Genomic DNA, 12,434 nt, shown 5'->3' with positions numbered 1-12,434 from the left:
GCGACTAGCTTGCCTGTCATTGGTGGTAATCGTGCCATCCGCTGCATCCGGAGGGGAGTGATGAAACACAGGCAATTGAGCATGGCGATCCATGGCGCGCTGGCCGCGACGCTGTTGCTGGGTGCGCCCGCGATGGCGCAAGAGGCGCCGGCGAAGAAGGATGGCGAACAAGTGGCGAAGACGCTGGACGCCGTCACCGTGACCGCGCGGCGTCGCGTCGAATCGATCCAGGACGTCCCGGTAGCGGTCTCTGCATTCGGCGAAGAACAGCTGAAAGACCTGCAGGCCAGCAACGTGGACGGCTTGCAGGGTGCAGTGCCCAACATGAACATCGTGCAGGGTCGCGGCTCGGCCAACAGCGTCAACGTGTTCATCCGCGGCATCGGCCAGCCCGACGCGCTGCAGACCTTCGACCCCGGCGTGGGCATGTACGTCGATGACGTGTATTACTCGCGCATCAACGGTGCGCTGTTTTCGCTGTTCGACGTCGGTGATGTGGAAGTGCTGCGCGGCCCGCAGGGCACGCTGTACGGGAAGAACTCCACCGGCGGCGCGATCAAGCTGACCACCAAGAATCCCTTCGATTACGAGGGCGGCGCCGTGGAGGCCACGTTCGGCGATTACGGTCGCACCGAAGGCCGCTTCTATGCGGGTGGCAAGCTCAGCGAAACCGTGGCCGGCAGCATTGCAGGGGCGTGGATCACCAACAATGGCTATGTGAGGAATCGCGCCGGCGGCCATCGTTTCAACGATGACGACACCCGCGCGCTGCGCGCCAAGTTGGCGTTCCAGCCCAGCGATGCGTTCCGCGCCATTTTCTCCGTTGACTACACTAGGCAGGATGCGGCCCTGACCATGGGGCGGCCGATGGCCAACCTGGTGCAGACCGACCTGGTGCTTGGCAAGGTGGTGCTGCAGCCCGGCGCAACCGGCGATTGGGATCACGCAGCGGTGACATCGCTGGCGCCGGGGAAGGGGCAGACACTGACCCACAGCGGCGCGTCACTGGCGATGGAGTGGGACCTCTCCCCGGCCTGGATGCTCAAGAGCGTCACTGCCTATCGCAAATTGAAGACCAATTCCTACATCGACATCGACGCGTCCAGGTACGAGCTCGGTGACGTGCTGGTGGCGCTGGACCAGAACCAGAAAAGCCAGGAATTCCAGCTGCACTACGACAATGGCAGCACGCTGCACGTGACGATGGGCGCGTATTGGATGAGCGAGCATGTGCCGTCCTATCAGGAGGCCTATGCCAGCGACCTGTACGCGATTCTGGGCACTCCGGTCAGCTTCCTGCGCACCATTTCCGATGATTTGACGACCAGCAGCACGGCGGCCTTCGTCCACGCCAATTGGGAATTCGTGCCCACCTGGACGCTGGCGGCTGGCGTGCGCTGGACGCGCGACAAGAAGGATTACCGGCGCACCACCAGCACGTTCTGGGGCCCCGCGCTTGCGGTGTTGAACGGCACGGTGCCGTTCCCGGAGACGTCGGCCAGTTGGACCGCGGTGACCCCGTCGGTCAGCTTGCAGAAGAAATTCAGCGACGGCTTGATGGGCTATGTATCGGCCAACCGTGGCTTCAAGTCGGGCGGCTTCAACGGCCGCGCCAACACGGCGTATGACGTGCTGCACGCCAAGTACGATCCGGAATTCGTGTGGACCTACGAGATCGGGCTGAAGGCCGAATCCAGCGACCATCGCATGCGTGGCAGCATCACCGGCTTCATCAGCGATTATCAGGATTTCCAGGCGCGCGTGTCGCAGGACGTGGGGACGTTCCCGGTGCTGAATGCGGCCAGGTTGAGCATCAAGGGCCTGGAGCTGGAAGGCAGCGCGATGGTCGGCGAACGCACCACGATCAGCGGGCAGTTGAGCTGGCTGGATGCCAAGTACGACCGCTTCGAGGACTTCCGCCTGGATCCTGGCTATCCCGGTTTCGACCTCAACGTGAATCATGACCACGTGCCGTTCTCGCCCAAGTTCACCGCGCGCATCGGGATCAACCACAGCATCCCGTTGAACGGCAGTGGCACGCTCAGCGTGGGTGGCGATGTTTCCCACCGCACCCGCACCTGGCTGTCGGTGGACAACCGTGCGGTACTCAGCCAGCCGACTTACACCTTGGTTGGCCTGTACGGCGTGTGGGATTCGCCGGAGTACAAGTGGCAGGTGCGTGCCGGCGTGCGCAACCTGACCAACCAGACCTACATGACCGAAGGCCAGGAGTTCGCCAGCGTGGGCAATATCCAGACGGCGTACTACGGGCTGCCGCGCAACATGTATGTGTCGGTGCGCTACAACTTCTGAACCACGTGACCCCCGTGGGTTGGGCGCGGCGGCGGGCGCTTGCTCGCCGTCGCGCTATTCTCGACGGGCATGCATGTCCTTGACGGATTACCCCCACCCCCATGCCTGAGGCGGCCGCGATGCTGAGCCTCACGACTGTCGTCGCGGCGGCGCTGCTCTGGCTGGGTCTGCTGTTTGGCACCGCGCTCTACGCCGAGCGCCACCCCGGGGTATTGGCCAGGCACTGGCGCCACGTTTATGCGCTGTCGCTGGCGGTGCACTGCACCTCGTGGACGTTCTACGGCACCGTGACCCAGGCCGCCCGGTACGGCTGGCCGCTGCCGCCCACCTTCGTCGGTGCGATCTTGTTTTATGGTCTGGCGGTGGTCTTCATGATCCGCCTGGTGCGGTTGGCGCGCGAATCCAATGCCACCTCGCTGGCCGACCTGATCGCCACGCGCCTGGGCAAGGATGCGTGGTTGGCGGCGGTGGTGACTTTGGTCGCGGTGCTGGGGCTGATCCCCTACATCGCCCTGCAGTTGCAGGCCATCACCATGAGCCTGACGGCGGTGACCGCCGGCATCGGTGCGGCCGACGACGGCGCGCCGCCGCTGTGGCGCGACGGTTCGTTGTACGTGGCGCTGGCGATGGCGCTGTTTGCAATCCTGTTCGGCACGCGCAGGGTCAGCGTTGCCGAGCACAACCGCGGCCTGGTGCTGGCATTGGCCTTCGAGTCCCTGTTCAAGCTGCTCGCGATGCTGGCATTGGGCGTGTTCGTCTGGCTGGGCCTGCGTGGTCTTCCCGAGCTGCCGCGCATGGCCGCGACGCAGCCGGCCGGCGGCTTCATGCCGCTGGTGATCCTGGGTGCGATGGCGATGTTCGTGATGCCGCACCAGTTCCACGTTGGCGTGGTGGAGTGCCGCGACGAAGCCGATGTGCGCACCGCGCGCTGGCAGTTCCCGCTGTACCTGTTGCTGATCGCGCTGCCCACGCTGGCGTTGGCGCGTGCCGGCGCGGCGCTGCTGGGCGATGCGGTGCCCACCGACATGTACGCGCTGGCGCTGCCGCTGGCGCAGGGCAATGCCGGGGTGGCCTTGTTGGTGTTTCTTGGCGGACTGAGCGCCGCCACCGGCATGGTGATCGTCAGCACCCTGACCCTGAGCCTGATGATCGGCAACCACTGGTTTGCGCCGGGCCTGCTGCGCAGTGCATGGGCGGGTGGGCAGGGCGATGATCATCGCGGCGACCTGCTGCTGCTGCGCCGCGGCGGCATCATCGCCATCATGCTGCTGGGCTGGGCTTACGCCCGGCTGGTGAGTGGTAACGAAGCGCTGGCAGATGTCGGCGCGGTGTCGTTTTCGGCGCTGGCAACGCTGGTGCCGGCACTGGCGTTTGCGGTGTGGCGCCCGCAAACGCCGGCATTCGCCGCCACGGCGGGCGTGCTGGCCGGGTTCGCGGCATGGCTGTGGGTGATGCTGGTGCCGCTGCTGGTGGCGACCGCCGGCAGCGATCCGGGCTGGCTGCGCGAAGGCCCGCTGGGCTGGGCCTGGCTGGCTCCGGATGGGTTGTTTGGCTTGACCGGCTGGAGCCGGGTGGGGCGTGCGGTGGGCGTGAGCCTGTTTGTCGGCACCGCGACCACGCTGGTGTTGGCGGCTCTGCGCAGTGCGCCGGATCGGCGTCAGGTGCGCGGGACGGACGTGGCCACCCTGCGCAGCGCGGGGCGACGTTTCTTGCCGGCAGCCCGGGTTGAAGAACTGCTGCGCCTCGCGCCGAGCAGTGGCGTGGTGCCGGCGTCGATCGAGTCGCGCCTGGAGCATGAGTTGGCGGCCGTGCTTGGCAGTGCCTCCGCGCGCCTGCTGCTGGAAGCCGCCCGCCGCGACCAAGCGGGCGCTGACCTGGATACGGTGGCCGCCATCGTGGGCGAAGCCTCGCAGGACCTGCGCTTCAACCAGCGCGTGCTGGAAGCGGCGCTGGAAAACATGAGCCAAGGCATCAGCGTGGTCGATGCCGACCTGCACCTGGTGGCCTGGAATCGGCGCTATGAAGAACTGCTGGGTTTTCCGCCCGACATGCTGCGGGTGGGAATGCCGATTGCCGAAGCGTCGCACTGGGCGCTGCGTGAAGTCGCCGGGATCGACCCGGCCCGGGATACATCCGCACTGCAGCGGCGGCTGGCGCATATGCGCGCCGGCACGCCGCATTTGTCCGAGCGTGTGTTCAAGGATGGCAGCATCGTCGAGATCCGCGGCAACCCGATGCCGGGCGGCGGCTTTGTCGCCACCTTCACCGACGTCACCGCATTCCGCCAGGCCGAAGCGGGCCTGAAGCGCGTCAATGAAACGCTGGAACAGCGCGTGGTGGAGCGCACCACGCTGCTGGAAACCGCCAAGCGCGAGGCCGAGCACGCCAACGATGCGAAGAGCCGCTTCCTGGCTGCCATTGGCCATGATCTGCTGCAGCCGCTGCACGCAGCGCATTTGCTGACGGATGCCCTGCAGCAACGCAGCAATGGCGGGCAGCGGGAGCTGGCGCGGCAGATCGGCGGCGCGCTGGATGCCACCACCGACCTGCTGGGCACGTTGTTGGACATGTCGCGCCTGGAAGCCGGCGGGCTGGTGCCGGAGCCGCGCGACTTTCCCTTGAGCGACGTGCTGGAACCGCTGGTGGAACAGTTTCGCGCGATTGCCGCCGAGCGCGGCCTGCGCCTGCGTTTCGTGCCTACCCGTGCGTGGGTGCACAGCGATCCGCAGCTGCTGCGCCGGGTGCTGCAGAATTTCCTGGCCAACGCACTGCGCTATACCGCCAGCGGCAGCGTGCTGCTGGGCGTGCGCCGATGTAGCGGTGCGCTTTGGATCGAAGTCCACGACACCGGGCCCGGCATTGCAGCGTCCCAGCGCGAGGCGATTTTCGAGGAGTTCCGGCGCGGCGAGCGCGCGCCCGGACAGGGGTTGGGATTGGGGTTGGCGATCGCGCAGCGCATCGCCCGCCTGCTGGGAACGGACGTGCGCCTGCGCAGCAGACTGGGGCGGGGCAGCGTGTTCGCCCTGCAGGTGGCGCAGACCGCCGCCCCGCAGCTGCAGCGCAGCGCCGGGCGCGGGTTGACTGGCTTGCGCGTGCTGCTGGTGGACAACGAAGCCTCGGCGCGGGAGGCGCTGGCCACGGTGCTGCGCGGCTGGGGCTGCCAGACGCTGGCGGTCGGCAACGATGCACAGGCCAGCGCGGCGCTGTCGGAAGCGCCGTTCGACCTGTGGATATTCGACTACCACCTGGACGATGGCGACGACGGCGTGGCGCTGCACGCCCGCTTGCGCGCCCGCTTCGCCTGCACGACGTCGTGCCTGATCCTCAGCGCCGACCAGACCGGTGCGGTGCGGAGTGCCGCACAGGATGCGGGTCTGCCGCTGCTGATGAAACCGTTGCGCCCGTTGGCATTGAAATCCATGCTCGACAGGGTGTTGGCGGCACAGCGGCTGGGTTAGCGGTCGCGCCGCTGCGCGCCGCCTGTTCACGTGGTTGAAACAATGCCTCCTCCAAGCTTCGTCACCCTCCAAATGAAGGAATTCCGATGACCGTCAAAGCCTGCGGCGCGCACAGTGCCGACCAACCCCTGGTCGCCATGACGATCGATCGCCGTGCGCCCGGACCGCAGGATGTGCAGATTGAAATCGCCTATTGCGGCGTTTGTCATTCCGACCTGCACACGGTTCGGTCCGAGTGGCCGGGGACGCTGTATCCGTGCGTGCCGGGCCATGAAATCGTCGGGACGGTCAGCGCGGTGGGCAACGATGTCGCCGGTTTCAAGGTGGGCGACGTGGTCGGCGTTGGCTGCCTGGTGGGCAGCTGCGGGCAGTGCAGCGCCTGCGGTGACGGCCTGGAACAGTATTGCGAACGCGGCATGGTGGGCACCTACAACGGCCCGACCAATGATGCGCCGGGGCACACCTTGGGTGGCTACTCGCAGCGGATCGTGGTGGATCAGGGGTTCGTGTTGCACATTCGCCACCCGCAGCAGCAACTGGCCGCGGTCGCGCCGCTGTTGTGCGCGGGCATCACCACCTATTCGCCGCTGCGCCATTGGAACGTGGGCCCCGGCAAGAAGGTCGGCATTGTCGGCATTGGCGGGTTGGGGCATATGGGTATCAAGCTGGCGCGCGCGATGGGCGCGCAGGTGGTGGCGTTCACCACCACCGAGAGCAAGCGCGACGAAGCGCATCGGCTGGGCGCAGACGCGGTGGTGGTGTCGCGCGATGCCGGGCAAATGAAAGCGCAGCAAGGCAGCTTCGATTTCATCCTGGACACCGTGGCCGCGCCGCACGTGCTGGATGCTTTTACTGCATTGCTCAAACGCGATGGCACGCTGTGCCTGGTCGGCGCGCCGGCCACGCCGCATCCCAGCCCGTCGGTCATGGGCCTGATTTTCGGCCGCAAGGCGATTGCCGGTTCGCTGATCGGCGGCATCGCCGAGACCCAGGAGATGCTGGATTTTTGCGCGGAGCACGGCATCGTTGCCGACATCGAAATGATTCGCGCGCAGGACATCGACGCGGCCTACGAACGGATGTTGCACAGCGACGTCAAGTACCGCTTCGTGATCGACTGCGCAACGATGTAAGAGTGGACGCTCCGCATTGTCCACAGTGGCTGTGGACGGTTTTCGTATAAGGATGTGGATAACCGCCTGCGCGCTTTGCAGGGTGCGGCTGTCAATGGGTGTGGTGAAAAATTCACCACATCGAAAAAGCCGCGCGGCGCGTGGCCAGCGGGGTTTTCCACAATGGCTGTGGACGGTTTTCGTATAAGGATGTGGATAACCACGTGCGCGCCAAGCGTGGTGCGGCTGTCAATGGGTGTGGTGAAAATTTGACCAGCCGGCGTCGGCTCAGCCTTGCAGCAGTCGCGCCGGGTCACGCAACTCCAACTCGCGCAGCACCACGCTGGCCTGGGTGCGATTGCGAACGCCAAGCCGCTCGAAAATCGCGGTGAGATGTGCCTTCACGGTGCGCTCCTGCACGTCCAGGCGGTCGGCGATTTGCTTGTTGAGCAAGCCCTCGGCCACCAGTGCAAGCACCCGGAACTGCTGTGGCGACAGGCTGGCCAGGCGCGCGGCAAGATGCGCGTCATCCGGCGACGATGCGGCGCGTGCAACGCTGGCACGCAGCGCCTGCGGCAGCCAGGTGTCGCAGGCCAGCACGCTGCGGATGGCGTCGCGCAATTCGTCCAGGCCGGCGCTTTTGGGCAGGTAACCGGCCGCACCGTGGTCCAGGGCGCGACGCACCACGCGCGGGTCGTCGTTGGCCGAGACCACCACCACCGCCACGCCCGGATACTGGGCGCGGATCGCGGCCAGTCCTGCCAGCCCGTGATTGCCGGGCATGTGCAGGTCCAGCAGCACCAGATCCATCTGCGGCTGGGCTTCCAACGTGGCCAGCGCGGTTTCCAGGTCGCCTGCTTCAAACAGCTCGACCTCGCCCAGCGCATCGCGCGCGGCCTGCCGCAGCGCGGCGCGGAACAGCGGGTGGTCGTCGGCGATCAGCAGCGAGGGCATGCGTTTACTGCGCGGTCCAGCCACCATCCACCGGCAGTGCCGCGCCGGTGATGTTGTGGGCTTCGCGCCGGCACAGGAAGACCGCCAGTGCGGCGATCTCGGCGGGCAGGGTCATGCGCAAGCTGGGCTGCTTTTCCGCCAGCAGGTTGCGCACGCCATCGTCGCGGCTGCCGCCGTGCATGCGCGCTTCGATCTGCGGCTCGATCAGCGGGGTTTCCACCCAGCCCGGGCAGATGCAATTGACGGTGATTCCGCCGGACTCGCGCGAGCCCTGCGCGGCGTATTCCAGCGCCGCGACCTTGCTCAGTCCGACGATGCCGAACTTGCTTGCCACGTACGGCGCCTTGTCTTTCGATGCCACCAGCCCGTGCACCGAGGCGATGTTGATGACGCGGCCAAAACCGCGCGCGGCCATCGCCGGCATCGCCAGGCGCATGGCATGGAATGCGGACGACAGATTGATGGCGATGATGTCGTTCCACTTCTGCACCGGCATCTGCGCCAGCGGCACCGCATGCTGGATACCGGCGTTGTTGACCAGCACGTCAACGCCGCCGCCGGACCACGCGGACAGCTCGGCCATCATCGCGTCGATGGCTTCTGCATCGCGCAGGTCGGCACTGAAGTGTTTGGTCGAAGCCGAGCCGGCGCCGCCGTTGCCGGCGGCATCGACGGCGGCGATGGCCGCGGCGACCTGATCCGCGCTGCCCAGGCCGTTGATCGCCACGCGTGCGCCGGCTGCCGCCAGTGCCTGGGCGATCGCCAGGCCAATGCCGGACGTGCTGCCGGTCACCAGCGCGGTGCGGCCATGTAGAAAGGTATCGCTCATGCGGGAACCTGCAACGGTGGGGAGTTCATACGCTAGCAGGAACGCGGCATGGCTTGCTGGTACCAAAGTACGATGCGGCGCGCGCTGGCAAGGGGTAAGGTCGGCGCATGCACATATTCCGTCATTGCGCCTTCGCGGCCGTCATCGCGCTGATGGCAGGCTGCGCCGGCATGCCTGTCAGCAAGGGAAACGCCGAGATGTTCCAGCAACCGCGTGCCACCGGACACCGTGAACACGACGACCTGCTGACCGGCGGGTTGGGACTTGCGGGGTTGCGGTCGATGCTGCCGCCGACCTTCGCAGATGTCGAGCGTCCCACGCCCGCAGAGCTGCGTCGGCGTGCGTTGTGGAGCAACTGGCGAGGTATCGCCGACCTGGCACCAGGCGGTGGTTACGGAACGCTGTACGGAAGCGTGGCCAACGTGCCTGGCCGCGAGTTCAGCGCGCTGGCAACGCTGGCGGGCGCGCAACAGCCGCATCGCGTGCTGCTGCAATTGCCGGATGGCTTTGATGCACGCAATCGCTGCGTGGTGGTGGCGGCCTCGTCGGGATCGCGCGGCATCTACGGGGCCATCGCGGTGGCGGGCGCGTGGGGTTTGCCACGCGGTTGCGCGGTGGTCTATACCGACAAGGGCGCGGGCAGCGATTATTACGATCTGGATGCCAGGCAGGGCGTGATGGCCGACGGCACGCTGGGCGGCGCCGAGGCAGCGCTGGCGTTCGAGCCATCGCCCACAGCCGGCTCGGGCGTTGCCTACAAGCACGCGCATTCGCAGGACAACCCGGAAGCCGACTGGGGCCGGCATGTGAAACAGGCGGCCGACTTCGCCCTGTCCACCCTGAATGAACAGTTGCCGGCGCAGGCGCCGTTCACCTTCGCCAATACCCGGGTGATCGCGGTCGGCATTTCCAACGGTGGTGGCGCCGTACTGCGGGCTGCGGAGCTGGACGGCGGTTGGCTGGATGCGGTGGTGGCTGGCGAACCCAGCGTGCTGGCCGAGGGCGCCGGCGCGCGCAGCCTGTATGACTACGGCACCGAAGCTGCCTTGCTGATGCCGTGCGCGCTGCCGCAACTGGGCATTCCGGAAACGCCCGGGCTGGCGCTGAAGTGCGCGGCATTGGCCGCACGCGGGGTGCTGGTCGGCGAGACCCATGACGCGCAGCAGAAGGACGCCTTGGCGAAACTGCACGCCGCTGGCTGGAGCGATGCGTCGCTGCGCTCCGGCGCGATTTCGGTGGCGTTCGACCTGTGGCGCGCGGTTGCGGTGGGCTATGCCTCGGCCTATGGCCGCTATTCGCACGATGCACATCCCTGCGGCTATCGCTATGCCGCGCTGAATCCGGATTCCAGCCCGCGTGCCGCCACCGCCGCAGAGCGCGCCGCATGGGTGGCCGATGCCAGCGGCATTCCTCCCGGTGCCGGCGTGGGCATCATCGATCCGCAGCCGATGGCCGACATGGGGCTGGGCGGGCTGCAATGCCTGCGCGGCTTGTGGACGGGGCAAGGCACTGATGCGCAGCGAGTGCGCAAGGGTGTGGACGAAACGCGCGCCGCGCCACCGCGCGCCGGTTTGCCGGTGGTGGTGATCCACGGCACCGATGACGGACTGGTGCCGCCGGTGTTTTCCAGCGCGCCCTATGTGTCGATGGCCAAGGCTGCCGGCCGCGACGTGCGCTACTGGCAGGTACGCAATGCCCAGCACTTCGACGCATTCCTCGGGCTGCCGCACATGGCTGCGGCGTATCTGCCGTTGCTGCCCTACGTCTATGAGGCGCTGGATCGCGTGGAGGCCTATCTGGATGGCAAGGGCGCGCTGCCTGCCGATGCGGTGATTGCCACCGTGCCGCGCATGGGCAAGCCGCTGGCCGCGGAAAATCTGGCAATGCCGCACTGAGGCGCTGCGGCGCTTGCCGGCAGGGGAACGGTTTGGCAGGCTGCCTGTACACCACTGGAACAGCCGATGAAGCCACGCCACTTTTCGATGCTGCGCGAGTTCCACCTCGCCGACTGGTTCACCTTGGGCAATGCGTTTTGCGGCACCGGCGCAATCTTCGCCGCGATGCGTTTCCTGCAGGACGGCGTGGCCGGCGACCTGTTGATGGGCATGGCGCTGATTCCCCTGGCCTTCGTGTTCGATGCGCTGGACGGGCGCATTGCACGCTGGCGCAAGGTCGCTTCCACGCTGGGGCGCGAGCTGGATTCGCTGGCCGACGTGATCAGCTTCGGCGTGGCGCCGGCTGCGCTGGGCTACGCCTGTGGCCTGCAGGGCGGCTGGGATTGGGCGCTGCTCAGCTATTTCGTGGGTTGCGGCGTCAGCCGGCTGGCGCGCTACAACGTGACTGCCGAGCAACTGAGCGGTACCGAAGGCAAGGTGGCGTATTTCGAGGGCACGCCCATTCCGACCAGCGTGGCGATCGTGGGGCTGTTGGCGTGGCTGGCGTGGCGGGGCGACATCGGCAGCGCGCTGTGGCTGGGCGTGGTGCAGCTTGGTCCCTGGCAGCTGCATCCGCTGACGCTGCTGTATGCCGTTTCCGGTTCGCTGATGATCAGCAAGACGTTGCGCATTCCAAAGCCCTGATGTCCCCGTGATTCCCCGCCACTGGCGTGCCACGATGGCGGCGGCGCAGCCGCGTTGCTAGCATCACTGCACACATGGAGGACCCACGATGGATGCATCCAACGATTTCGCAGCCCTGGCACGCCGTTACTGGGGCATGTGGGGGGATGCGATGCGCGACCCGGCATCGCCATCGCGCGCGGGTGCAGGCATGCAGGGCATGCGTGACGCGCTGGATGCCTGGACCCGGCAAGTCACGGGGCAGGCGGCGCAGGCCGGTTTCGGCAACCTGATGGAGCATTTCAACCGGCAGAGTGGCGACTGGTTCGCGCAAATGCAGCAGGTGGCCGCGCAATTTGTCGGCCGCGATCATCAGGCGGCGGATGTCGCCAATGCCTGGCGCAATGCGTTTGGCAGCGGTGGAAATCCATTCCAGGAGCTGCTGCAAGGCATGCGCGGGCCGGGGCTGGAAGGCGTGGCGCAGTGGAATGCCGCGGCCGCGCCGTATTTGCAGGGCATGCGTTCCGAAGCGGCCGCTGCGCTGAGCCGACCTGCGTTTGGCTTCACCCGGGAACACCAGGAGCGCCTGCAGGCGCTGGGCCAGGCGCAGCTGCGTTGGCAGCGCGCCAATGAGGCCTACAACGCGCTGATGGCGAAGGTGGCGCAGGATGCGTTTTCACAATTCGAATCGAAGCTGGCCGAGCGCGAGGAGCCTGGCCGCCAGATTGGCAGCGTGCGCGCCTTGTTCGACCTGTGGGTGGATGCCGCCGAAGACGCCTGGGCAAAAGCGGCGCTGTCGCCGGACTATCGGCATGTGTTTGGTGAGTTGGTCAATGCGCAAATGCAGCTGCGCGCCGCCGCACAGGCCATCGGCGAGCAAACGACCAACCAAATGGGACTGCCGGGCCGCACCGAACTGGATGGCGCGCATCGGAAAATTGCCGAACTGGAGCGCCAGCTTCGGCGCATGCAACGCAGTGAAGTTGCGCCCCCGCCAACGGCGGCAAAACCCGCCTCCAGGCCTGCGTCAAAGCCCGCTTCAAAACCCGCTTCAAAACCCGTGGCAAAGACGGCAGCCAAACCGGCAGCCAGAAAAGCGGACGCCAAGCCTGCGGCAAGGAAAGCAGCCGCCAAGCCGGCAAAAAACGTTGCTGCACGCAAGCCCGCCACACCCGTGAAGGCTGCCAAGCCGGCCGCAAGGAAGCGTTGA

Annotated in this window: 8 protein-coding genes; 6 read left to right on the top strand and 2 right to left on the bottom strand. The window is 66.7% G+C overall.

The features are described 5' to 3' along the window. The first annotated feature begins 60 nt into the window (after positions 1-60). The 3 genes from LIW09_RS06730 to LIW09_RS06720 all read left to right on the top strand — a co-directional run bounded on the left by LIW09_RS06730 (position 61) and on the right by LIW09_RS06720 (position 6,904). Complete coding sequence (locus tag LIW09_RS06730; RefSeq protein WP_256644892.1) at positions 61-2,313, top strand: TonB-dependent receptor; 2,253 nt, start codon at positions 61-63, stop codon at positions 2,311-2,313. A gap of 119 nt (positions 2,314-2,432) precedes the next feature. After that, positions 2,433-5,771 (top strand): PAS-domain containing protein, encoded by a 3,339-nt coding sequence (locus LIW09_RS06725; protein WP_256644891.1) that lies wholly within the window; start codon positions 2,433-2,435, stop codon positions 5,769-5,771. A gap of 86 nt (positions 5,772-5,857) precedes the next feature. After that, a complete protein-coding gene (locus LIW09_RS06720; protein WP_256644890.1) occupies positions 5,858-6,904 on the top strand; it encodes an NAD(P)-dependent alcohol dehydrogenase in 1,047 nt (348 codons plus the stop codon). Positions 6,905-7,171: 267 nt separating this feature from the next. Here the strand turns inward: LIW09_RS06720 and LIW09_RS06715 are convergent, their stop codons facing one another. Together LIW09_RS06715 and LIW09_RS06710 are read right to left on the bottom strand one after the other, a co-directional pair. Then, the gene (locus LIW09_RS06715; RefSeq protein ID WP_256644889.1) at positions 7,172-7,837 is read right to left on the bottom strand and encodes a response regulator transcription factor; all 666 of its coding nucleotides are present in this window, start codon (positions 7,835-7,837) and stop codon (positions 7,172-7,174) included. Between the two features lie 4 nt (positions 7,838-7,841). Beyond that, positions 7,842-8,666 carry a 3-hydroxybutyrate dehydrogenase gene (locus LIW09_RS06710; protein ID WP_256644888.1) on the bottom strand — a complete coding sequence of 275 codons (825 nt, stop codon included), beginning with the start codon at positions 8,664-8,666 and terminating at the stop codon, positions 7,842-7,844. Between the two features lie 170 nt (positions 8,667-8,836). Here LIW09_RS06710 and LIW09_RS06705 point away from each other — a divergent pair, with 170 nt between their 5' ends. The 3 genes from LIW09_RS06705 to phaE all read left to right on the top strand — a co-directional run bounded on the left by LIW09_RS06705 (position 8,837) and on the right by phaE (position 12,434). Beyond that, complete coding sequence (locus LIW09_RS06705; protein WP_256644887.1) at positions 8,837-10,561, top strand: 3-hydroxybutyrate oligomer hydrolase family protein; 1,725 nt, start codon at positions 8,837-8,839, stop codon at positions 10,559-10,561. Between the two features lie 66 nt (positions 10,562-10,627). Continuing rightward, complete coding sequence (locus LIW09_RS06700) at positions 10,628-11,245, top strand: CDP-alcohol phosphatidyltransferase family protein (protein ID WP_256644886.1); 618 nt, start codon at positions 10,628-10,630, stop codon at positions 11,243-11,245. An 88-nt stretch (positions 11,246-11,333) separates the two neighbouring features. Next, positions 11,334-12,434, top strand: coding sequence for a class III poly(R)-hydroxyalkanoic acid synthase subunit PhaE (gene phaE / locus LIW09_RS06695; RefSeq protein WP_256644885.1), 1,101 nt, complete (start codon positions 11,334-11,336; stop codon positions 12,432-12,434).

Source organism: Thermomonas paludicola (assembly GCF_024498955.1).
Taxonomy (GTDB): Bacteria; Pseudomonadota; Gammaproteobacteria; order Xanthomonadales; family Xanthomonadaceae; genus Thermomonas; species Thermomonas paludicola.
The sequence above is the reverse complement of the archived record's forward strand: the minus strand, read 5'-3'. Positions and strand labels throughout refer to the sequence as shown.